Annotated in this window: 27 protein-coding genes and 1 tRNA gene; 21 read left to right on the top strand and 7 right to left on the bottom strand. The window is 40.6% G+C overall.

The genetic code is table 11. The annotated features are described in order from the left end of the window. The first annotated feature begins 229 nt into the window (after positions 1 to 229). From mecA to pepF, 3 genes are all read left to right on the top strand, one after another. Positions 230 to 880: an adaptor protein MecA gene (gene mecA / locus CSV61_RS06365; RefSeq protein ID WP_099638515.1), complete on the top strand. Its 651-nt coding sequence runs from the start codon at positions 230 to 232 to the stop codon at positions 878 to 880. A gap of 467 nt (positions 881 to 1,347) precedes the next feature. Next, complete coding sequence (locus CSV61_RS06360; RefSeq protein WP_158233785.1) at positions 1,348 to 2,505, top strand: competence protein CoiA; 1,158 nt, start codon at positions 1,348 to 1,350, stop codon at positions 2,503 to 2,505. Between the two features lie 49 nt (positions 2,506 to 2,554). Then, positions 2,555 to 4,372, top strand: a complete 1,818-nt coding sequence (gene pepF / locus CSV61_RS06355; protein ID WP_233193534.1) for an oligoendopeptidase F — start codon at positions 2,555 to 2,557, stop codon at positions 4,370 to 4,372. Between the two features lie 283 nt (positions 4,373 to 4,655). Here the strand turns inward: pepF and CSV61_RS06350 are convergent, their stop codons facing one another. The 3 genes from CSV61_RS06350 to CSV61_RS17290 all read right to left on the bottom strand — a co-directional run bounded on the left by CSV61_RS06350 (position 4,656) and on the right by CSV61_RS17290 (position 6,773). Beyond that, a complete protein-coding gene (locus CSV61_RS06350; protein WP_083035261.1) occupies positions 4,656 to 5,480 on the bottom strand; it encodes a DsbA family protein in 825 nt (274 codons plus the stop codon). Next, positions 5,477 to 5,869 carry a globin domain-containing protein gene (locus CSV61_RS06345; protein WP_099638512.1) on the bottom strand — a complete coding sequence of 131 codons (393 nt, stop codon included), beginning with the start codon at positions 5,867 to 5,869 and terminating at the stop codon, positions 5,477 to 5,479. Before CSV61_RS06345 ends, CSV61_RS06350 begins: the two co-directional genes overlap by 4 nt. 244 nt (positions 5,870 to 6,113) lie before the next feature. Beyond that, positions 6,114 to 6,773, bottom strand: a complete 660-nt coding sequence (locus CSV61_RS17290) for a lytic transglycosylase domain-containing protein (RefSeq protein ID WP_099638511.1) — start codon at positions 6,771 to 6,773, stop codon at positions 6,114 to 6,116. 153 nt (positions 6,774 to 6,926) lie between these two features. Between CSV61_RS17290 and CSV61_RS06335 the strand changes: the two genes are divergently transcribed. The 5 genes from CSV61_RS06335 (at position 6,927) to CSV61_RS06315 (ending at position 11,076) form a co-directional block, all read left to right on the top strand. After that, positions 6,927 to 7,316, top strand: a complete 390-nt coding sequence (locus CSV61_RS06335; protein WP_099638510.1) for a UPF0738 family protein — start codon at positions 6,927 to 6,929, stop codon at positions 7,314 to 7,316. Between the two features lie 42 nt (positions 7,317 to 7,358). Then, positions 7,359 to 8,192 carry an NAD kinase gene (locus CSV61_RS06330; protein ID WP_029052471.1) on the top strand — a complete coding sequence of 278 codons (834 nt, stop codon included), beginning with the start codon at positions 7,359 to 7,361 and terminating at the stop codon, positions 8,190 to 8,192. Then, positions 8,161 to 9,126 carry an RluA family pseudouridine synthase gene (locus CSV61_RS06325; protein WP_233193533.1) on the top strand — a complete coding sequence of 322 codons (966 nt, stop codon included), beginning with the start codon at positions 8,161 to 8,163 and terminating at the stop codon, positions 9,124 to 9,126. Before CSV61_RS06330 ends, CSV61_RS06325 begins: the two co-directional genes overlap by 32 nt. Positions 9,127 to 9,207: 81 nt before the next feature. Next, on the top strand, positions 9,208 to 10,584 hold the full coding sequence (gene mgtE, locus CSV61_RS06320) for a magnesium transporter (protein ID WP_083035265.1): 1,377 nt from the start codon (positions 9,208 to 9,210) through the stop codon (positions 10,582 to 10,584). A gap of 72 nt (positions 10,585 to 10,656) precedes the next feature. Continuing rightward, positions 10,657 to 11,076 carry a hypothetical protein gene (locus CSV61_RS06315; RefSeq protein WP_099638509.1) on the top strand — a complete coding sequence of 140 codons (420 nt, stop codon included), beginning with the start codon at positions 10,657 to 10,659 and terminating at the stop codon, positions 11,074 to 11,076. Positions 11,077 to 11,193: 117 nt separating this feature from the next. Here CSV61_RS06315 and CSV61_RS06310 read toward each other — a convergent pair whose 3' ends face one another. Beyond that, positions 11,194 to 11,766: a CotY/CotZ family spore coat protein gene (locus CSV61_RS06310; RefSeq protein ID WP_099638508.1), complete on the bottom strand. Its 573-nt coding sequence runs from the start codon at positions 11,764 to 11,766 to the stop codon at positions 11,194 to 11,196. A gap of 128 nt (positions 11,767 to 11,894) precedes the next feature. Between CSV61_RS06310 and CSV61_RS06305 the strand changes: the two genes are divergently transcribed. The 7 genes from CSV61_RS06305 (at position 11,895) to CSV61_RS06275 (ending at position 15,000) form a co-directional block, all read left to right on the top strand. Beyond that, positions 11,895 to 12,287, top strand: a complete 393-nt coding sequence (locus CSV61_RS06305) for a hypothetical protein (protein WP_099638507.1) — start codon at positions 11,895 to 11,897, stop codon at positions 12,285 to 12,287. Continuing rightward, positions 12,287 to 12,742, top strand: coding sequence for a stage V sporulation protein AC (gene spoVAC / locus CSV61_RS06300; protein ID WP_099638506.1), 456 nt, complete (start codon positions 12,287 to 12,289; stop codon positions 12,740 to 12,742). Before CSV61_RS06305 ends, spoVAC begins: the two co-directional genes overlap by 1 nt. Further along, positions 12,736 to 13,755, top strand: coding sequence for a beta-ketoacyl-[acyl-carrier-protein] synthase family protein (locus CSV61_RS06295; RefSeq protein ID WP_099638505.1), 1,020 nt, complete (start codon positions 12,736 to 12,738; stop codon positions 13,753 to 13,755). The genes spoVAC and CSV61_RS06295 overlap by 7 nt, the downstream gene beginning before the upstream one ends. Then, a complete protein-coding gene (gene spoVAE, locus CSV61_RS06290; RefSeq protein WP_099638504.1) occupies positions 13,752 to 14,114 on the top strand; it encodes a stage V sporulation protein AE in 363 nt (120 codons plus the stop codon). Before CSV61_RS06295 ends, spoVAE begins: the two co-directional genes overlap by 4 nt. A 71-nt stretch (positions 14,115 to 14,185) precedes the next feature. Then, entirely contained in the window at positions 14,186 to 14,338 is a 153-nt protein-coding gene (locus CSV61_RS17170; protein WP_099638503.1) for a YjcZ family sporulation protein, read from the top strand. 15 nt (positions 14,339 to 14,353) lie between these two features. After that, positions 14,354 to 14,608: a stage VI sporulation protein F gene (locus tag CSV61_RS06280; protein ID WP_099638502.1), complete on the top strand. Its 255-nt coding sequence runs from the start codon at positions 14,354 to 14,356 to the stop codon at positions 14,606 to 14,608. Between the two features lie 83 nt (positions 14,609 to 14,691). Next, positions 14,692 to 15,000 (top strand): hypothetical protein, encoded by a 309-nt coding sequence (locus CSV61_RS06275; RefSeq protein WP_099638501.1) that lies wholly within the window; start codon positions 14,692 to 14,694, stop codon positions 14,998 to 15,000. 57 nt (positions 15,001 to 15,057) lie between these two features. Here the strand turns inward: CSV61_RS06275 and CSV61_RS06270 are convergent, their stop codons facing one another. The 3 genes from CSV61_RS06270 to CSV61_RS06260 all read right to left on the bottom strand — a co-directional run bounded on the left by CSV61_RS06270 (position 15,058) and on the right by CSV61_RS06260 (position 16,829). Then, positions 15,058 to 15,495 carry a GNAT family N-acetyltransferase gene (locus CSV61_RS06270; RefSeq protein WP_083036129.1) on the bottom strand — a complete coding sequence of 146 codons (438 nt, stop codon included), beginning with the start codon at positions 15,493 to 15,495 and terminating at the stop codon, positions 15,058 to 15,060. Positions 15,496 to 15,502: 7 nt separating this feature from the next. After that, complete coding sequence (locus CSV61_RS06265) at positions 15,503 to 16,018, bottom strand: YjcG family protein (protein ID WP_083035275.1); 516 nt, start codon at positions 16,016 to 16,018, stop codon at positions 15,503 to 15,505. A gap of 88 nt (positions 16,019 to 16,106) precedes the next feature. Next, positions 16,107 to 16,829 carry an alpha/beta hydrolase gene (locus CSV61_RS06260; protein WP_099638500.1) on the bottom strand — a complete coding sequence of 241 codons (723 nt, stop codon included), beginning with the start codon at positions 16,827 to 16,829 and terminating at the stop codon, positions 16,107 to 16,109. Between the two features lie 108 nt (positions 16,830 to 16,937). On the opposite strand from CSV61_RS06260, the gene CSV61_RS06255 reads away from it, so the two are divergent. The 6 genes from CSV61_RS06255 to CSV61_RS06235 all read left to right on the top strand — a co-directional run bounded on the left by CSV61_RS06255 (position 16,938) and on the right by CSV61_RS06235 (position 22,591). Beyond that, on the top strand, positions 16,938 to 17,492 hold the full coding sequence (locus tag CSV61_RS06255) for a phosphatidylglycerophosphatase A family protein (RefSeq protein ID WP_099638499.1): 555 nt from the start codon (positions 16,938 to 16,940) through the stop codon (positions 17,490 to 17,492). Between the two features lie 611 nt (positions 17,493 to 18,103). Beyond that, positions 18,104 to 19,105 carry a TAXI family TRAP transporter solute-binding subunit gene (locus tag CSV61_RS06250; protein ID WP_099638498.1) on the top strand — a complete coding sequence of 334 codons (1,002 nt, stop codon included), beginning with the start codon at positions 18,104 to 18,106 and terminating at the stop codon, positions 19,103 to 19,105. A 145-nt stretch (positions 19,106 to 19,250) separates the two neighbouring features. After that, positions 19,251 to 19,775, top strand: a complete 525-nt coding sequence (locus tag CSV61_RS06245; RefSeq protein WP_158233784.1) for a DUF1850 domain-containing protein — start codon at positions 19,251 to 19,253, stop codon at positions 19,773 to 19,775. After that, on the top strand, positions 19,765 to 21,801 hold the full coding sequence (locus CSV61_RS06240) for a TRAP transporter permease (protein WP_369824313.1): 2,037 nt from the start codon (positions 19,765 to 19,767) through the stop codon (positions 21,799 to 21,801). Before CSV61_RS06245 ends, CSV61_RS06240 begins: the two co-directional genes overlap by 11 nt. Positions 21,802 to 22,183: 382 nt before the next feature. Beyond that, entirely contained in the window at positions 22,184 to 22,333 is a 150-nt protein-coding gene (locus CSV61_RS16915) for a hypothetical protein (RefSeq protein ID WP_199173598.1), read from the top strand. Between the two features lie 185 nt (positions 22,334 to 22,518). Continuing rightward, positions 22,519 to 22,591, top strand: a tRNA-Val gene (locus CSV61_RS06235). The last annotated feature ends 51 nt before the right edge of the window (positions 22,592 to 22,642 follow it).

The following is a 22,642-nucleotide window of genomic DNA, read 5'->3' as shown; positions in this document are numbered from 1 at the left end:
CAGAAGCTGATAGGGATGACACGGGATACAATTGTGCCTATCAGCTTTTTTGAATTGATATTCCCTTGTATTCCTCTAGATGAGCCACTTCAATGCAAACATTAGTAAAATGAAATACAATTAACCCTTACGAAAACGTCGAAGTCGACATATAGTAGTAATAAGCATTGCAAGTGTGTATTAGTATATGACAGGGGAGGGCCTGTTCTACAGAAGGGAGAGATAAGGGATGGAAATAGAGCGCATTAATGAAAACACGGTAAAGTTTAATTTATCCTATGGAGATATTGAAGCCCGTGGTTTTAGTAAAGAAGACGTCTGGTATAACCGCGACAAAAGCGAAGAGCTCTTCTGGGATATGATGGATGAACTTGGTGATGATACGGAATTTGAAGTGGAAGGTCCACTTTGGATTCAAGTCAACGCTATGAATGAAGGCATTGAAGTGATTGTAACACGCGCACATCTTCCGAAGAACGCAGAATCATCACAGTTTCCTTTTGGAATTGAAGATCCAGAAGAATTATTCGACCCAATTTTCGATGCGATTACTGAGTCTGAAGAGGAAAGTGAAGAAGAGTTGCAAGTTACAGATAGATTATTTGTTTTCAATGAGTTTGACCAGATTATACCATTAGCTAAGAAGATGATGTCACTAGAAGACGAATTTGATTCGCAACTATATGCATTCGAGGATCGTTATTATCTCAACTTACGCTTCGATTATTCTCGCATTGAGAAAAAACGTGCGAAGGACATTGCCAGCATGGTAACAGAATACGGTGCAGTGTCTAAGATGTCTATTCATCGTATAGATGAGTACGGCAAGGAAGTCATGGGATCTGACGTATTTGAACAAGTAACTAAATATTTCTCATAATACTCTAAAAGGCTACCAGTATCTTGGTAGCCTTTTTTGTTGCCACAACTACCGATAGACTTTTGTTTGGTAGTAAGTGGGGCTAGGTCAAGTACTTGTCGGGTTGCGTTTTTGTAAAGCGTGTGTAATAAGTGGCGTTCGGTTGCTTGCAAGTGCTTTTCTTTTTCTTGTTCATCTAGGAGGTTGTGATTTAGCTGGCAATCTAAGTGGCAAGTTCATTGTCTTCACTACGGCGCGGGTCCAGAAAGCAAACTCTCAATGAATTCAGTACCCAACAACCAGTCGAGCAACGACCCCAACTAAAAGTAACAAAGACTCGCAGCCGCCTAGTCTTTCCGTCAACCGCATTTCTTAGTTGGGTACTGTGGAAAACTCCTCAATGTACTAACCTAGTTCAAAACATGTAGCTTGCCTCTTGCCAACTAAACAGAAAATTCGTAGTATAGAAGAGAAGGAGTGTGAAGGCCTTGTTAACAGCTCTTACAAGTGGCGGGAAGCAAGTCGTGCTAACACGGCAGTTGTCCCTGTCCAACTTACGAGAGTGGCGTAAAAACGAAACCTTTCATTGTCCTCAATGCAAAGAACACGTACTCCTGAAAGTCGGCGACATTATAATCCCACATTTTGCTCACTTAAAGCAAACCACCTGCCGAGACAGCTTTTCAGAAGGGGAGTCCCCAACCCATCTGCTCGGTAAAATCCAGCTCTATGAACTATTTACACAACTTCCCTTACACACTGAAATGGAACCGTATCTGCCTGCTATTCGGCAACGTCCTGATCTGCTGGTCACATGGCAAAACGAGCAAATTCCTATCGAGTTTCAATGCAGCACAATCCCCATTGCACGTATTCTCGAGCGTAACGCAGGCTACCATAGCGTAAATATGCTCCCTATATGGATCGTACTAACACCTCCTCAAGTTCAAGACACGTTAGCATTTGTTCTTACCTATCGATTGACTCAATTCCACCAACACTTTATTCGCCACATGCATTCAAGTACGAAAGAAACAGTATCAATTTTTTTAACATACAATCCATCAAAGCAACAATTTCACTATCTCAGTCACTTCATTCACCTTCGTGGTACTACGTTTGCGATGTGTCACTCCGTTATGCGAATCAAACATCAAACGATTCCATTCGCTATTCCTGCGACTCCATCTACAAAAGATATAGAAGATCTCGCACGTCACTATCAATCCGCACGTCGAAAGTATCTCCGGTCGGTAATTGGGTATAATCAAAGAGGTATCCATCATCGCTTTTTGCGTGCGTGTTATGAAATGCGTGTGCAACCTATTCAATTACCCGCATGGATTGGTGTTCCGACATTTGGGCAAGCAGCATTTACAGAGTCTGATTGTGAATGGCAACTACTACTAATTGCGGCCATTCGTCAAACGAGGAGGACACCTTTCCAATTCGATCGCTCCATTCTTCATTCATTTGTCAAAACATTTGAAGGGGATTCGAGCCAACAATTGGAAGCATGTCAAAACTATGTGGATTTCTTGAGGGAGCAACGCATAGATATCTACCGATTGGATAAATTTACAGGAAGAGATTTTGTGCTGGAAATACTTTCAGGGCGATTTCTTGCAATGCATGCGAAGAATTGAGAAAATACAAGGGAATCAAATAACGGTAAATGCAGAAGGAGGAATTGGATTGACGAATGAAAACAAAGTATTGACGCGCGATGAAGTATCGGAAGAAGAAACATGGCGCTTAGAAGATATATTTTCTTCTGATGAAGAGTGGGATAAAGAATACAGCAAAATTGAAGAAATGGCTAAAGAAGCAGAACAGTATAAAGGAACACTTGGAAATGGCGCTCGTCCACTATTTGAAGCGTTAACCTATCGTGATAAATTGGCGGAACGTCTACGAAGATTGTATACGTATGCCCATCTAAAAACAGATCAGGATACAACGAATAGTTTTTATCAGGCAATGGACGGACGAATTAGAACGTTAGTTGTGAAAATATCTACAGCGTTATCTTATTTCACTCCAGAATTACTTTCTATTGATGAAAAGCAATTAAATGAAACGATTGAATCACATGAAGGTTTGCGTTTATACAAACAGGAATTTGAAGAGTTGAATGCAGAGCGTGCGCACGTTTTATCTTCAGAACAAGAACAATTAATCGCGCAGTTGTCTGAAGTAACCGGAAAATCTTCTGAAACATTTAGCATGTTAAACAATGCGGATTTAACTTTCGGTTTGGTCAAAGATGAAGATGGCAATGAAGTTCAATTGACACATGGTCGTTATTCACAATTCCTAGAGAGCAAGGATCCGAAAGTTCGCGAAGCAGCATTTAAAGAAATGTATTCAAGATATGGGGAGTTCAAAAATACATTTGCTTCGACGTTAAGCGGGAATGTAAAAGGGCATAATGTGAATGCTAGAATTAGAAATTATAGTTCTGCAAGAGCGGCAGCATTATCCAATAACCATATTCCGGAGCAAGTATATGAAAATCTATTGTCTACAATCAATAAAAATCTTGGTTTATTGCATCGCTATGTTGCATTGCGTAAGAAAGTATTGAATGTGGATACGCTTCATATGTGGGATATCTACACGCCGCTAGTGGAAGATACCGAGATGAAATATACGTACGAGGAAGCAAAAGAAACTATGCTTGAAAGTTTCCATCCACTCGGTGATGATTATCGAGCTGTTGTAAAAGAAGGTCTTGATAATCGCTGGGTGGATGTTCGTGAAAATAAAGGGAAACGTTCAGGCGCGTATTCCTCAGGTTCTTACGGAACAAACCCTTACATCCTAATGAACTGGCAAGACAACGTAAGCAATCTATTTACGTTAGCACATGAGTTCGGACATAGTGTACACAGTTATTATTCCCGTAAGTATCAGCCATTCATCTATAGCGGCTATTCTATATTTGTGGCGGAAGTAGCGTCAACTGTCAATGAGGCATTGCTAAATGATCACTTATTAAAGGTGACGACAGATGAAGATCAGCGAATCTACTTGTTGAACTACTGGCTAGATGGATTCCGTGCGACAGTGTTCCGTCAGACTATGTTTGCGGAATTCGAACACTTAATTCATAAGCTAGATCAAGAAGGTGTGCCGTTAACTGCTGAAAAATTAACAGAGGAATATTATGCTTTAAACAAAAAGTATTACGGCGACGCGATTGTTAGTGACGAGGAAATTGGTTTGGAGTGGGCACGTATTCCTCACTTCTATATGAATTATTATGTCTATCAATACGCAACAGGTTATAGTGCGGCTGTAGCGCTCAGTAAGCAGATTCTAGAAGAGGGAGAGCCTGCAGTAGAACGTTATATTACAAACTTCTTGAAGGCAGGTTCATCCGATTATCCTATTGAAGTACTTAAGAAAGCGGGTGTCGATATGACATCTGACAAGCCGATTGAAGAAGCTTGCCGAGTATTTGAAGCACGATTGGATGAGCTGGAACATCTACTAGCAAAAAGGGGATAATTTTCAATTACATGTTTCGACAAAGGTTGGCAAAGACTGTGACATTTGGATGAAAGCTGTTATAATTTGTTGAAGTCATAAGTCATTTATGATATGGTGTAAATGTGGAATAAATCACATACCAAACATACACCCCTTTTGTTTGAACGTGAACATTTCTCCCATTCCCTTTGAAGAAGAGCATTCACTCCCCCCCAGGAGCGGATGCTCTTTTCTTTATGTTATCTTCATAGTAAAAAGTCGAAGCCCCCAAGTAATTGGTGGGCTTCGACTAGTATAAGGACTATTTAATTAGTGAACAATTAGGTTGCTTTTTTCGCCATAACGTACGATCCTGAAATGGGATTCGTTCGATTTCTTGTTTCAGTAGGCGTTTCTTTAACTCGCGTTCAGCTTCTTTTTCTGTCACGTGACACATTTCTGCGATTTCTGTCGTTGTGAGTAGATCGAAGCGGTTGAACAAAGAGTCAATAGAAGGAGGCATCTCTGGTAAAAGTTGTCCACCGATTAGCTCTTCTAAAATTTGTTCGTAGATTGCATAGTCGTAGAGACCGCTCACTTTCAGTCCTTCGTCTTCAATGTTGCTGTTGAAGAAGACGAAAGTTGGTGCTTCATCCACTTCCATTTCGTTACCTAAATACGTATCAATTTGCAAAGCACGTGATGTTTCTTCAGAAGTAAAATCTGCGATAAATTCATCTACGTCTAAATTAATGCGTGCAGCAATTTCAATGAGTACTGAATAGGATGCGACGTCACGCTTTTTCAAAAAGGAATACTCTAGTAAACAAGACAAGTAACGGAATCCAGCTCTCTTACCTTGGAACTCAGCAGCTTTTACCGCAATATTAGGAAAACAAGGATTTGACCGCTTGGTGGATTGCGCATCATTCGGATCAATCAAAGCAGGTGGATTCAGTTTTGTCATAGGTGTTCTCAACGCAATACGTAACGTAAAATAATGATCGTATTGGACTTGCATTTTACGTAGCATCGGTTGCAGTGACCAACAATCCTTACAATAAGGATCTAGAAATACATAGAGTTCAATGGGCTTTACTGAAGCAGAGTAGTGTAACGTATCATCAATAACAGTTAGATAGTTCACTGATCTTCCTCCTCGTTCCTATTTACCATATGGTTGGCTGTTAAGACAAGGCGTTTATAGTAGACATCCCGAAGTGGACCCTCCAGTCCTACGTCGTCCATTGCCTCAGCCATGCAAGCTAGCCATGCTTCTGCGCGTGTAGGTGTTATAGGGAAAGGGTTATGTCGAGCTTTCATCATAGGATGTCCGTGCTCTTCAGTGAACAAATTGGGTCCACCTAGATATTGTGTTTGAAATTGTTTTTGCTTCCTAATGGTTTCGGATAAATCATCAGGGAATATTGGAATGAGATCTGGGTGAACAGCCACTTTTGCATAAAATGTATCAATTAGTTCATGTAACTTTTTCTCGCCGATCTCCTCAAAAGGGATGACAGGTTTTCGAGTCATTAAATTCACACCCCCTCGTTCATCTGTATCTGTATTCTATCAACGAACAAATTTCTATACAAATAAAAGAACTTATTTTGGTTCTTGTTATATAGCAGATTGGTTAAGTAGATCTTATATATTGTGGAGAATAGTGACTTTAAAGATAAGTAGCGACAGGATAGGTGTCGTTGATCGGTGCCTTGCGCTTACAATCAACTAGATCGTTCTTGATCAACACGGTGAAAAGTCGGCAACTTGAAGATTAAACCATTTGCTGGTAGTAGTTCATGACTTTTCTTACATAGTTCTGGGTTTCTTTGAAAGGGGGGATGCCTCCGTATTTTTTTACGTTCCCCGGTCCGGCGTTATACGCCGCAAGTGCCATTTCGTTTGAGCCGAATTGGTTGAGCATGTTGCGCAAGTATTTGGCTCCGCCCATGATGTTTTGCTTTGGATCCATAGGGTCGGAAACACCGAGATATTTGGCTGTGCCTGGCATTAGTTGCATGAGTCCGGCTGCGCCAGCGTGACTTTTTGCATTGCTTTTAAAGTTGGATTCTTGTTTAATGACAGCGGCAATTAGCTTTTCCGGTAGTTGATATTTGTCAGCAGCTTGTTTGATGATGTCAGCATATAGATTGTTGGTTCCTGATGACGAAGCGGCAGGTGGTGTGGCGCTATTTTCTTCAACCGGGTTTGTGGCTATTCCGAACGGTATGGATGGGGTTCCTTGGCTGAATAGTTGCCCGGATGGTTGTACGGATTCAGGGTTCATTTGATTGCCTTCTAACAAGTGTGTAAGCATCATTTGAAATTCATTGGAGCTAGTCGATGGACGATTACCAAAGGACTGAACCGCTCCAAGAGTTTGCAATGTATTGATTTCAAGGAGTAACCGAGTGTTAATGAGGTCAAGATTCATACTTTTTCCTCCTGTTTATACAAGATATTAAATGAATTCATATATTATATCTATTATACCAACTTTCTTACCATAATGCACAATAACGAAATGCAACTACGTGTGGCATATGGTAGACTAAACGTAAAGTCTATAATTAAGGAAGTGGATGTCTTGGATATAAAAAATACAATCATTGAAACAAGTCAGATCGATAATGAAGTACAATTTACATTGAATCCTGAGGCAGAGTGGCCGTTAGGTTTCCCAACTGGAAAAATGTTAACAGACACAGATCGACAATCATTTGTCTATATATTTGATCATGAAAACGGCTATCGTTATGCATATTTCCCAAAAGACAGCTGGAGTGGACTAGTGGATACGCTATTACAACAAGTTGAACCTGTTTTGATTTGGCAAGATGAGAAAATACAATTAACGGGCGTTGCAGAAGAATTGCGAGCGTTGATTTTTAATATTGAGGGTAATGATAACTATGGCGAGGAATTCAGTACAGCCGTCGAAGAGGTATTCAAGCCGGTACTGGAAAAGGTGAATTAATATATGGCAAAAAAATTTCACAAAAAGAATGGAAGTGACGTAATGAAATTCACAATTCAGTCGCGAAATGACGAAATATCCAATAAGCTAATGAAAGAAGCACGTGTGTATTTACGCGATTTCGGTTTGAAATACGATGAAGAAGAGCCGGATATTGTCTTATCCATCGGTGGGGATGGAACGCTGTTACATGCTTTCCATAAATACATACACCGCTTGGATAAGACGTCATTTGTGGGTATTCATACGGGACACTTAGGATTTTATGCAGATTGGAAACCGTCTGAAATAGAAAAATTGGTAATTTTGATCGCTAGACAAGAGTATGAAGTCATCGAGTATCCTTTGATTGAAGTGACGATTAACTATCGTCATTCTGAAAAAAGTGCATCCTATTTAGCGTTGAATGAATCCACAGTTAAGTCACCTGAAGTGACGTTAGTGATGGATGTTGAACTAAATGGAGAACATTTTGAACGCTTTAGAGGAGACGGACTTTGCATGTCAACACCATCTGGTTCAACTGCGTATAGTAAATCTCTTGGTGGCGCGATTATCCACCCTTCATTGCCATCTATGCAATTGACGGAAATGGCCTCTATTAATAATCGTGTATTCCGTACAGTCGGATCTCCACTCATTTTACCGGATCATCACATCTGTACATTGACACCTGTAAAAGGTCCTGATTTCATGGTAACAGTCGATCATTTGCAACTCCTTCATAAAGATGTTAAATCCATTGAATACAAAGTATCCAATGAAAAAATGGGCTTTGCACGCTTCCGTCCTTTCCCATTCTGGAAACGTGTAGAAGAATCATTCGTAGCGAGTGACTTAATCTATGAACGTGAAGATGATGAAAAGAAAAAATAATACGTTGTTTCAATTACAATTCGTTGTGAAGGAAAGTGGATTGCTTCGTGAATTTTTGGCACAGCATGAAATTTCTAAAACGACACTAACAGCTATTAAATATCGCGGCGGAGAGATTCTGGTGAATGGACAGTCTCAAAACGTGCGACATACGTTGCAGCCACATGATCAAGTGACAATAGTATTTCCTCCAGAACAGGTAAGTGAGGGGTTGACTCCACAAGAAGGCGTTTTATCCATTTTATATGAAGATGAAACCCTTCTAGTGCTTGACAAACCAGCGGGACAAAGTACAATACCTTCTCGCAATCATCCTTCTGGAACGCTTGCGAATTTTGTCTGTGGGAAATTTGAAAGAGAAGGTATACTTTCAACCGCTCATATGGTGACACGGCTTGATACGGATACATCAGGTATTATTTGTGTGGCAAAAAACCGCCATATTCATCATCTATTGAGCAAGCAGATGGCGCAAGATTTGTTTGAGCGTCAATACACAGCATTCGCAGAAGGTATCATGACAACACCTTTTGTGACGATCGAACAGCCGATTGGCAGAAAAGAAGGCAGTATTATTGAAAGAATTGTACGAGAAGATGGTCAATATTCAAAAACGGATGTATCGGTACAGGCCCATTATCATAATGAAGCAGATGATTTCTCCGTCATAGACTTGACGTTGCACACAGGCCGTACACATCAAATCCGTGCGCATATGCAATGGCTCGGTCATCCGCTTGTTGGGGATGATTTATACGGTGCAAACTCAAACCTATTTCCACGCCAAGCATTGCATTGTTCTGGCGTTAGCTTGCTTCATCCGATCACGAAAGAGAGAATGCATTTTACTAGTCCGTTGCCGGAAGATATGAAATACTATTTACGGCAAAGTCAGCAAGTGTACGGATTCTCTCAACAACAGCAACTTTGTTAATGTAACGTAATATGTACGGTGTAGAGGAACTTACTAGTGCGTGAGGGCGTACTGTATAGGCAGAAGGGATGGTGTGAAATCATGACTACTCAACCAGAACAAGTGAAAAGTGAAATCGTTTTGGATGTAGATAAATTGCGAGAATTGCTGATCAACGAAGATATCCATTCGTTCAGACAGGAATATCTAGTACTACATCCATATGATCGAGCGACTTTTTATGAAGAAGTTGGTGCAGAGCTTCGGGAATTGATGTATTTTTATCTATCACCAAAAGAACTTGCGGAAGTATTTGAAACAAGTGAAATTGAAGAAGATGAATACGAAGAGTTCCTTGAGGAGATGGACGCGACATATGCCGCAGAGATGATTTCATACATGTTTGTGGATAATGCGGTTGATGTCCTGAAAGAACTAGATAAAAAGAAAGTCGTTAGCTATCTAACGTTGATGGATAAAGAAGCAGCGATTCAAATTAAAGCATTACTACACTATGAGGAATATACAGCCGGTTCGATCATGACGACAGAATTCGTCACGGTTTCTGAGAATTCCACTGTTCGATCCGCGATGACTATTTTGCGTAGTGAAGCACCAAGCGCTGAGACGATTTATTATATATTTGTTGTAGATGAATTTCAGCGTTTAACTGGAGTCGTTTCGTTACGTGACTTAATTATTGCGGATGAAGACACACTCATTCGTTCCATCATGAGTGATCGTGTCGTGAGCGTGTCTGTTTCCGATGACCAGGAAGACGTTGCTCGCACGATTCAAGACTATGACTTCTTGGCTGTACCGGTTGTTGACTTCCAACAACATATTTTAGGGATTATCACAGTAGATGACATTATTGATGTTATCGATGAAGAAGCATCGGATGACTATTCTAAGCTTGCCGGTGTCTCGACAATGGATACATTTGATAAGAACCCATTCTCTGCTGCGAAAAAACGGATTCCGTGGCTCCTGATTTTATTGATACTCGGAATGTTGACAGCAAACTTAATTGATTTATTTACTGAAACGATTTCTCAAGTTGCTCTATTGGCAGCGTTTATCCCATTAATCGCCGGAACTGCCGGAAATAGTGGGACACAGTCACTGGCTGTTGCGGTTCGTGGTATTGCAACGCGTGATATTGAAGATGAAAGTAAGATCAAGTTACTAATACGAGAAGCGGGTACTGGAATTATTACAGGTGTAATTTGTGCGATTTTCGTAGTCTTATTGATCTTTATCTGGAAGCATGAATTAGTTATTGCTTTACTTGTAGGAGCAGCCATGATGGTTTCCATTTTCGTTGCCACTATTTCTGGTTCATTTATCCCATTATTTATGCATAAACTTAAAGTGGACCCGGCTGTTGCCTCAGGACCATTTATTACCACTCTTAACGACGTAATCAGTGTCGTCATATATTTAGGCCTTGCGACAGTATTCCTTAGTTCTTTATGAACGAGGAATATTGTTTTTTTCGGAACATTAGGCGTTTAGCTCACATATGCTAACTAAAAGGAAGTGATGAAAATGCGTCATGAAAAGCCGTTACTGTTCATCTCTAGCCCGATCATTAGACACTATCGGTTTACGCCTATTACAGAAGAAGAGGAAAGCACGTCCATTTTTCAACCGGAACATTCGAGATCCATGGAACGTCCTGATATCTTACCTGTTCCTGAAATTTCAATGGCACAAGAATCACCAGAAAGTCCGCAAGAGTCAGCAGCTACTCGACTTTTCCGTGAAAGATTAGAATACTTACAACACCCATTCCGCAAAGAACTGTACGCTCCTTTAGAGATCGTCACGGAGAATGGTATAATTAAAGGTAAGCTACACAATGTAGAAAACGAAATGGTCTGGATCAACTCCAGCAAAGAAACGATATCCATCCGTATGGAAGAAATTTTAGATATTCTCTGGAAACGGCAATCATTCACTCTTTAATTCTTAATTCTAAACAGACGAACCTAGTAAATGGGTTCGTCTTTTTTTACGTTCTAAACCTAAAAAAGGCGAACCCTATTCATATAGGATTCGCCAGTTAGCATTGCAAGTAACCAATCAATCTTCGCCGCAGAAATCGATAAACACATCATCGATACACTGAACGCCACAGAAACAGCTTAAATCAACAGTCAAACACGTATTCGTAGGTCCGAAACCATTCACCTTACAAATCTTCTCATAACAGATCTTTCCATCTGTAGTAATATCGAACGGCTTGCCGTCATACAAAGGCTGCAATACTTGAATGGTAGCGCAACAAGAATCAAACACTGTCTGAACACGGAAAAATACGGAAACACAACTCGTATGATTATAAGATGTTGACTTGTGATGAGCCAATGAATCTTCTGCCGTCATTTTAGGATAATGCTTACGTTTACCACCTCTGAATACTGCTTTGAAATAGTCCCCGTTACCCGTCAGTAAACTGAACACGCGTGTGTTGACACGACCTCTAACTGGGCTGACTAAACTGCCAAGCGGTGTCATGAAACAATCTGTGTCACACTCTACACAATCCACCTCCGGACTCGTATTCTGGACGCGCTGGATAAAGCGTACTACTTCACAAATACAATTCGACTTTTGACAGCCGCCATGTTTGCTGTCTTTCTTTTCACATCCCATTACTGTCCACCTCCTGTTTGTCGTTCTCTATACTTTATGCATGGCTAATCGACATGACAGGGCGCTTGCTACTATATGCATAAATCCGACATAAAAGATACATGCTAGACAGAAGGGAGGCGTTGCATTTGAAAAAGCTGAGTATATTGTTCATTATTCTTAGTTTACTCACTGGTTGCAGTGAGAAAGGAACGTATATTGAAAATACCACTTCGCATGATGAGCGTTCGGTAGAAAAAGTCTTAATGAGTAATGACCATGTGAAGCTAGCGAAAGTACTTCTATTTGAAGATGAATTGCTGGCAGGAATTCGTGTCAATACGTTTTCCCGATTTAAAAAGAAAACGATTGCTTCGGATATTCAAAAAAAATTGGAAAAAGAGTATCCTGACTTGAAAGTCATGGTGTCAGCAGATAGTAAAACATTGTTGGAGACGGAGAAATTAATCAATAAAAAAAATCGAAAGGATTATCGAAAAAAAATAGATAAAATCAAATCAATCGAAAAGGAGCAAACCTAATGCAACAGGAAAAGTATGCCCAACTAGAGAAAGAATTATCACCTAAGCCACCGATTATGAAAAATGTCATTAAAGCTTTCTTGGTAGGTGGTACGATTTGTTTGATTGGACAGTTCATTGCACTATTTTATATTACGTACTTTGATTTTACGGAGCGTACAGCAAGTAATCCGACTGTTGCTACGATGATTTTTATAGCCATGCTGTTAACGGGGTTTGGATTATATAAAAAGATTGCTCAATTTGGAGGAGCGGGAGCAGCGGTACCGATTACAGGGTTTGGAAATGCTGTTGTCTCGACCGCTATTGAACATAAGTCAGAAGGATATGTACTAGGTGTAGGTGGAAATATGTTTAAACTAGCTGGTTCAGTTATTTTATTTGGAGTCTTTTCAGCATTCGTCGTCGCGCTGATTAAGACGATTTTAGTGAAATTTGGTGTCGTTTCATGGTAAAACAAGGAGTTTTAACGTTTCAATCTAAGCCGAGTCTCTATGCAACAGGCGTAACAGCAGGCCCATTGGAAAAAAAGAAAAGCGTGTTTGCGCAACAATTCGACAAATTGTATGATGATGAGCGTTGTAATTTGACGACAAATGAAGACGGTCATAGGCAATTAATGTATGATGCGGTGTTGATTACACTCAGTAAAGCAAAAAAACAGCCTGAGAAAATTGATTTTTTATTGACAGGTGACTTGGTCAATCAGATGACACCTTCTAATTTTACAGCCGAAGCATTGGCTATACCGTATATGGGTTTATTTTCGGCATGTGCTACTTCCGTTAGTTCTATGATTACTGCGGCTTTACTTGCAGATGCTAAACAAGCAAACTGGATCATTGCGGGATCTTCTAGTCAACATAACGCAGTGGAACGACAGTTTCGTTATCCGATTGAGTATGGCTCGCAAAAAGGCGCAACATCACAGTGGACAGTCACAGCGGCTGGCGCAGTATTGATTGGACAACATAAACCAGGCACTCCAGTGATTACTTGCGCTACTGTTGGTAAAGTGATAGATATGGGGATGACGGATCCGTTGAATATGGGATCTGCGATGGCTCCTGCCGCAATTGATACATTAATGAATCATTTAACGGGACATAGTAAAACGATTGATGATTACGACACGATTATCACAGGAGATTTAGGAAGTAATGGTTTCAATATTTTTAAAGCGTTAGCAAATGAAAACGGTTTACCCCATACGAAAAACTTTCGAGATGCCGGAGAAGAGTTTTATGGAAATGATCCGTCCTTTAATGCGGGAGCAAGCGGATCTGGCTGTTCATCCGCAGTGTTTTTGTCCGATGTTTATCAAAAATTGCTGACGAGGGAGTATAAGCGGGTTTTGTTGTTGGCAACCGGTGCTTTACTATCTCCGTTGTCGTTTCAACAAGGGGATACGATTCCGTGTATTGCTCATGCAATTGAATTGTCGATGGAAGAGGTGCCGGCCGAATGATATCTATATACATCACTGCGTTTATAGTTGGTGGCTTGATTTGTGTCATTGGGCAATTACTAATGGATGTCGCCAAATTAACGCCTGCCCATACATTAGTTTCGTTGGTTGTAGCAGGATCGGTGCTGGATGGCATCGGCTGGTATGAACCATTTATTGATTTTGCGGGTGCTGGCGCTACGATTCCCATTACGTCGTTCGGTAACGCGTTGACACATGGCGCATTGGCGGAAGCGGAAAAACATGGTCTGATCGGTGTGGTAACTGGCATGTTCGAAGTGACAAGTTCGGGAATCAGTGCGGCAATTATTTTCGGACTGATCGGTGCGTTGCTCTTTACGTCAAAAGGAAATGTCTAAACTACTCAAATGCCCTCTCCAATTCATTCTTCTCTGCATATAGTAGAGGAGAAAGGAAGGAGGGGTTTTTCATGTACGGATGTTATCCATCTCAAGGTTTTGGTGGTTACGGATATGGCGGAGGATACGGTGGAGGTTACGGCGGAAGATATGGCGGTTCTTCATTCGTCTTGATTGTAGTTCTGTTTATTTTATTGATCATCGTAGGCAGAAGCTATTTCTAAGGAGGAGAACTGAATATGAATGATTCATTCTTTAAAAAAATAGAATCTAAGACGGGTGTGCCAATGGAAGAAGTCTTTGCATTAGCGAATGCCATCCAATACGCCGACTTCAAAGATGAAAAACAAGTGAGAAAAATTATTCAAAAAGTAAGCCAAGTAGCTAACAAAGATGTGCCACAATCAGTAGAAGATGAATTAGTCAACTCGATCCTGACGAGTGGTAAAGGGCTGAATTTGAACGATATTTCACAAATGCTTGGCGGAAAGTAAAATAAATATACTAAAAGATGTTTAGAATGTTTGCTGAGTGGGTAAACTAGTAATGATACTCTAGTGAAAGGGAGGTGTGCATTATGGGTTATATTCTACCAATACCAAACTATCAAGCGCAACAGTATGCAGAACGTATGAATAATGAACGGCATAATTTTGCTTATATCGACCGAGTCAGTCCTGTACGTCTACAAGACGAGGAATCGAGTTATTGGGAAGACGTTTTAGCAGATGAAGCAAAACGTCGTGAAGAACAACTGGAGCAGCAAAAAAAACGCGCACCTCAACCTTTAGTGAAAAATGGATTTATTGCTCCAAATCCAGCCCAATTCTCACCTGAAATTGCAGATGTAGTAGGAAAGGGCCGAGCGATTAACACATACGTCTGATACAGTAAAAAATCCCCTTCACCACTTTTAAAGCGGTGAAGGGGATTTTTTGCGCTATTAGTAGTTCTTCAAACTTTTTTCCATGGCGCGATGAGGAATATCCGCATCCATAAACTCAGGAGATGTTACAACATAACCTAGCTTTTCATAAAAAGGCACAGCGTAGGACTGGGCATTGAGAACAAGTTTTTTCATGGAATTCTTTATTGCGTGTTCTTCTAGTGTGTTCATTATCAAAAAACCAAGATGTTTACCGCGGTGTTCAGGTAAAATACAAATTCTTTCTATTTTACCGTGCGCATTTACTAGACCTCTCATTCGGCCGGCACCGATTGGTTGATCTGTTTCATCGTAGACGACGAAATGTATAGCTTCCTGATCGTGTTCGTCCAACTCAAGAATCAGCGGAACGCCTTGCTCTTCCACAAATACCTTCTTGCGGACAGTATACGCATCCTGCTGTCCTTTTTCATCTGTGACGATTTTTACTGTAATCTGCAAATCAAGACTCACGATCAAGACGGAAGGTCTCGTACACTGTCCATGATCCGTCTTCTAGTTGATAAAGTAAATGTATGCGATCGATGACTTCCGAATGGTCAACACCTACCATTTTCATTTGGTTAATGACGTCATCATGTTCACCAGAAGTCAGGTTTTGCGCAATGGTAATATGCGGAACAAACGCATAATTATTTTCATCATGATAGAAGTCTACATTTAAATCTTTGTGTAACGCGAGAATTTCATCATTTGGTACAACTTTAAAGTAGATAGTGTTCGTAGTCGGCGCGAAAGAGCCAACTTTTGTAACGTTCAACTCAAAAGGACTGTTTTTAATTGTAATGTCTTTTAACGCATTTGCTACTTCTTCAATTTCCTTATCATTCGCTTCGAAAGGATTTTTCAGCGTCATATGGGGTGTGATTAGCGCATAATGGGGATCATACCTTTTCCGATAGCCATTTGCTAAATCTTGAAGTTTTTTTGCAGGGAATGCAACAATACCGTATTTCATTTAAGATTACCTCCTTGTGAATTGACTGAATTTTAGGTACATCTATTTAAGTATAGCAGAAAACAGACCGACATGTCTCTTTCTATTACTAAAGGCTGTTTATTTCGATCAACGCACGGCGAATATCAGGTTGCCATGACTTCCATGTATGATCTCCATCCAACTCTGCATAATAGTAAGGAAATCTTTTTTCTTTTATGACTTTATGCAACTCACGGTTAGGTGTGAGAAAATCCAATCTGCCGTCAGCCGTTGTGGGTACATAGGTTTCTTTATCACCGATCACATGATAAATAGATAGGTTGGCTGGGTTTTGATTGGCCTCCACTGATTCAAGTACCTGTTCATTGACGAATGGTGAATGCAACACTACTTTTCCGAAGCAATTTGGATATTTTAAAGCGGTCAGTAAAGAGATAGATGCTGCCAGAGAATCACCCATAAGCATTCTAGAAGAACCCATTTGGTATGTTGGGTAGGTTTCATCAATATACTGAATTAACTCGTGTGCTAAAAAGCGGATATACGCTTTGTGTCGATCACCTTCTGGGTGATACATACGTCTGCGTTCTTGTACCGTTTTGTATGGAATACCTACGATGATGACAGGTTCAATGATTTCTTCTTCCATTAATTCATCAACAATTCGGCCAATCCGTCCGTATTGAAAATAGTCTTTGCCATCTGATACGAGCATGACATTATGTTTGTATAAAGGGGAGTAGCGTGTTGGTAAATATATTAACAGTTCCATCTCTTCTTGTAGTTCATTGCTGTAAAAACGGATTTCTTCAATTTTTCCTGGATTCATTTTGTAGGACCTCCATAATTAATGTACACTTAGTAAATATCATACCGATAAATAACAGTGTAAAGCTAGTGAAAACTATTGCGTATGAAGAGAGAGAGGGGAAATAATATGGATGAAGGTAAGAATATTGTTCATTCGGACATCGTGACAGCAGCAACAAAAGACGCGCTGATCCGTCGTGGAGTTACAATTCAAGATATTGCAAAAATTGTTTATGAACTGCAAGTACCGTATAACAAAGGTTTGTCACTGGAACAGTGTGTCGACTCAGTAGAAAGCGTTCTTCGCAAACGTGAACTGCAACACGCCATATTAGTAGGGGTAGAATTGGATGAAATGGCTGAAAGAGGTCAGTTATCGGAACCACTTCAGCAAGTCGTTGAATCCGATGAAGGCTTATTCGGAGTCGATGAAACGATCGCTTTGGGTGCAGTCTACACGTACGGTTCAATCGCAGTGACTACATTCGGTCACTTAGATAAGAACAAAGTCGGCATCATCAACGATTTGGATACAAAAAAAGGAATTGGTATTCATACGTTCTTAGATGACTTGGTAGCCAGTGTGGCGGCGTGTGCGGCATCAAGAATCGCGCACAGAACACGTGATTTGCAAGAAGCAGGCCTAACATTTAAAGATGTACAAAATGGCAAGAGCTACTAAACGAACCGAACTGCCTCTAGATCATCATGTCTAGCGGCAGTTTTTTCTTTGAATTGGAGCGTTTGGATGTTTGTTGGAATGCGTTTACTCCTTTCGATATAGAAAATCCGTATCATCAGGCTGCAGATCTCCTTACCGTTAGAACCACAACCTAACTACATACCACTTAGTAGCACAGGCACAACTGCGGGGGAGGCCGTGGCCAGGAGACAACTAGGCAGCACCACCGCCAGCTGGCTCCTGGCTGTAGGCAATCCCCCACGTGCCTGTGCGGGTTTAAAAAGCAGACACTCAGTGATTTCCGTACCCAACAACCGATCGAGCAACGACCCCAACAGAATTGAACGGACGCACAGCCGGATAGTCGTCCTATTAAAAGCACGTATTGAGCGGGTAATGCACAAGTTTTCCCGTTTAGCCAATGCAAATTTCAAAAGATAAAAAAATACGAATCTTAGGTATCCACATGCGGTAAAAGCATTATATTGACAAGGACGAATAGCATGAATGGTACAGAAAAATTATATATATTATTATATTGACAAGTTAAAGCGCTTTCATGGTAGAATGGTAATGTCTATGACTACAAATTGTAAAGGGGAGATGGTCACATGAAGAAAAACTCACTTCGCTTACTAGCGTTAGTTTCCATGCTTGCGCTTCTTGTGCTCGCAGCTTGCGGCAACGACGAAAAAGCTGACGGCGACAAAGATGCTGACGGAAACAAAGAAGAAGGTAAGACAGAGCAAGACTACAAGTTCTTGAGCTTACTTACTGGGGGAACACAAGGAACTTATTATCCATTAGGTGGATCATTTGCTGAATTCATTACCCAAGAGACAGGAATCAAGACGACTGCTGAAGTATCTCAAGCATCTGCTGCGAACATGACAGCGCTTAAAGATGGAGATGCAAACATTGCATTCGTACAAACAGACATCGCATATTACGCTTCTAAAGGCGAAATGATGTTTGACGGAGATGTAGTCGACGAAGTATCTGCGATTGGTTCACTTTACCCTGAAACCATTCAATTGGTTACATTAGAGAAGAGCAATATCAAGACGTTTGAAGATCTAAAAGGCAAAAGCGTATCGATCGGTGCTCCAGGTTCAGGAACAGCGGCTAACGCTGAGCAATTACTTGAAATACACGGTTTAGCTTTAAGTGATATCAAAGCACAAAACTTGGACTTTGGTGAGTCACAAGAAAGTCTACAAGCTGGACAAATTGACGCTGCATTCATTACAGCTGGAACTCCAACAGGTGCTGTTGAAGGTCTAAATGCTACTTCTAAAGTGTTCATTGTTCCGGTAGAAGATGACAAAGCTGAAGAATTAATCGAGAAATATCCATACTACGCGAAAGAAATGATCCCTGCTGGAACGTATGGTTCTAAAGTGGAAACACCTGCAGTATCAGTAGGTGCAATGCTGGTTATGCAGAACGATATTTCTGAAGAACTTGGTTACCAGATCACAAAGGCAATTTATGAAAACGCTTCGAAAATCCAACATGCCAAAGGTGCTTTGATTAAAGCAGAAAATGGTTTGAATGGTATTGGTATTCCTGTACACCCAGGTGCTCAGAAGTACTTTGACGAAGTAAACTAATAAACTGAGTAAGTCATCTGATAGGATCGGGAGGGACGGTAAAGCGAAAGCTTTGTCCGTCCCATTCTTCATTTTTAAAAGTTATTAGCGGAATTCATACATTATTATGTCTATTGCATGTAATGTAACAGAAAGGATTAAGCGGATGAAATCACGAAAAATCGTTCTTCTGCTGACGTTTCTGATAGCAATTGTAATGCTGATCATATGGTTTTATCCATACAGACAAATGATCGTACTTGAAGAGGTTCGGAGCGAACAGCCAAAAGCGTATTATCTTCCATTACACGAGAATCGAAATTTCCAAGTTCAGTATATCCACTCGATCCATTTGTCCAATGTGATAGAGCAATATCGCATTACCGACAATGGAAAGCTCCGTTTCGAATTTATGCAGTATGAAGACGTAGCCATCGGATTACCAGGTTATGCCGAAGAAGGCGAAACACTGCAAGTAGAAGATGGTGTTTATACGCTTACATTCGAAAACCGCGTGATAGATTCGTTTGTTCTCTATATAGGTAGGGTGAATGCAGATCTGTCTTTGCGATATGAGCAACAAGACTATCATCTAAAAGAATTTCTTCAAAAGGGTCATTCTTATGAATTTCATGTGGCGAAGGTGTCAAATTATAAGTTGTTAAAAGGAGTCAGATTAAATGGAAAATAATAAAGACTGGGAAAAAGATATTCCCACTATCTCCGATGAAGAAATGGGCACGCTTTCTGAGCAAGAGCAACTCGAAATTCTTCAAAAGTATGACCCTGAATCCAATACGAGAAATTTAAAAGGCTTACTTGGTAAGATTGTATTTTTCGGCTTATTGGCATTCTCGATATTCCAGTTGTATACAGCGATCGGTAAACCGTTCACAGCTCAAATCCAACGGTCTATTCACTTAGGATTTGCTTTATCACTTATTTTCCTGATGTTCCCTGCTAGAAAAAAGATCGGTATACGCCGTGACAAAGTGCCATTCTACGATATTATTCTTGCCTTATTGGCTATAGCCGTAGGTTTATATTGGCCGCTATTTATCAATGAACTAGTATTTCGTGTAGGGCGAGTATCCGATCTGGATTTAATTATCGGGATTTTAGCAGTTCTTCTAACACTAGAAGCAGCAAGACGTGCGGTAGGATTACCAATCACGATCATTTCCGTGGTGTTTCTGGCTTATGCATTCTTTGGACCCTATTTTCCAGGGTTCCTTGCACATAGAGGACAAAGCGTCGAAAATCTCGTTCAATTAATGTTCTTTACAACGGACGGGATCCTCGGTACACCGATTAGTGTATCCGCTACCTTTATATTCGTGTTCTTGTTGTTCGGAGCATTCTTAGTCAAGACGGGTGTAGGTAACTATTTTAATGACTTAGCAGTAGTATTGGCAGGTCGTTTGACTGGTGGACCTGCCAAAGTAGCAATTTTCTCAAGTGCGTTGCAAGGTACTATTTCAGGTAGTTCCGTAGCAAACGTTGTGGGATCCGGTTCGTACACAATTCCAATGATGAAGAAGTTAGGTTATCGTAAAGAATTCGCTGGCGGAGTAGAAGCAGCAGCCTCTACAGGCGGACAGATTATGCCGCCGATTATGGGAGCCGCTGCATTCTTGATGGTGGAATTCATTGGCGGTGTGACGTATTGGGAAATTGCCAAAGCGGCCGCTATCCCGGCGTTGTTGTACTTCACGGGTATTTGGATTATGACTCATTTCGAAGCGAAACGTGTTGGGTTGCAAGGTATGGATGCCTCACAAATTCCAAACCGTAAAGCAACACTGAAAAAGATTTATTTATTACTACCGATTTTAGGGATTATTGTCTTCTTGTTGGCTGGTATTCCAACGATGAAAGCTGCCTTACTTGGTATCGTATTAACAATCGCTGTTAGTGCAATCAGTAAAGAAACGAGAATCGGATTTAGAGATATGATTGACGCGTTAGTAGACGGCGCACGCACAGCTTTGGCTGTAGCGGCTGCCACTGCTTGTGCGGGTATTATTGTCGGAGTTGTTGTCAAGACAGGTCTCGGGCTGAGCTTGGCAACTGGCTTGATCTCAGCAGCTGGTGGTAATGTTTTGCTTACATTGATTTTTACGATGTTCGCAGCTATCATTTTAGGTATGGGTTCTCCGACGACAGCAAACTATGTTATTACGTCAACGATTGCAGCACCTGCCATCATTACACTATTGATGTTGGATGAGCCTACAGGTGCCGCTGTACCGATTGTAGTAGCAGTGTCTGCACACTTATTCGTATTTTACTTTGGTATCATTGCCGATATCACACCGCCAGTTGCATTGGCCGCCTTTGCCGCTTCTGGTATTTCGGGTGGAGATCCGATCAAGACGGGTGTCACTTCTGCAAAATTGGCGATTGCCGCCTTTATCATTCCGTATATGTTCGTCTTTAATCCGGCGATGCTGATGCTCGACTCGAGTATAACCGAGATTGTATGGGTGACCTTGACTGCCATTGTTGGTATGGTCGCCATTGGGGCAGGCTTAATTGGTTTCTGGTACAATAAACTGAACTGGATTATGCGAATCATTACGATGGGTACAGGTATGTTATTGATCTATCCTGAAACCATGACAGACATTATCGGTTTACTATTGTTTATTATCTTGTTCGTATTCCAATGGATGGGCAATAAGAAAAACAATACACCTAAATTAGCTTCAAATTAAATAATTCCAAAAGACTTGTCAGGCCAAATGGAGCTGACAAGTCTTTTTTAAGATTAAACAAATATATATTGAGGATTTATAAAACTTATTGTAGTGCTTTACTAAAGTGATTATGTAAAAAGAACTAGACTACTTGAAATTTATAATAGAGGACGAGTCTAGTAGATACCAGGATCTTCACTGAAACATGAATTGTAAAACATATAATAAAACAAAAGTCAAGAAGCCGAAGGACCATAAATTGTCCAAACTATTTTGGACTAATTACGGAGTTTTACCACCGCGAGTTATGTATATACTACATATAAGCGAGTCAGTCATGACGAATATAAGATATAGATCGGTACAGAAACCAATCCAATTAAAAAGGAGAGAACATACTATGAATACACAAGAAACATGGTGGGAAAACGTATTTGAAGGGCACTTGGCACATGGCTTTAACAAAGAGCGTATGAGTGAGCTGGATCATGAAGAATTTTTATATTTCGAGAATGAATCGATAGAAGAACAAGTAAATCCAATGCAGTAAAACGAAAGGAGAAGCGTCCTGAATAACCTAATAAATTTCCATAAAAATCGGTAATTTTTCTGGCGACATAGAAAAGTTATCGATTTTTAATTTTCTTGTTTACATCCAAGTTAGATAATGCTATTATAGTATTTGTGCTTGAGAGCCTAACTAGCTCACTTTAAACTGCACATCCTAGTATGATCGATTCCGTAGCTCAGCTGGGAGAGCGCCACCTTGACAGGGTGGAGGTCGCTGGTTCGAGCCCAGTCGGAGTCATAGGTGCCAAACCTAAGTTATTTACCGTCGGAACACGGTTTATAACAATAA

This window comes from Sporosarcina sp. P3 (genome assembly GCF_002743415.1).
Taxonomy (GTDB): domain Bacteria; phylum Bacillota; class Bacilli; order Bacillales_A; family Planococcaceae; genus Sporosarcina; species Sporosarcina ureae_A.
Note: the sequence above shows the minus strand (reverse complement) of the source record. Positions and strands in the feature narration are given on the sequence as shown.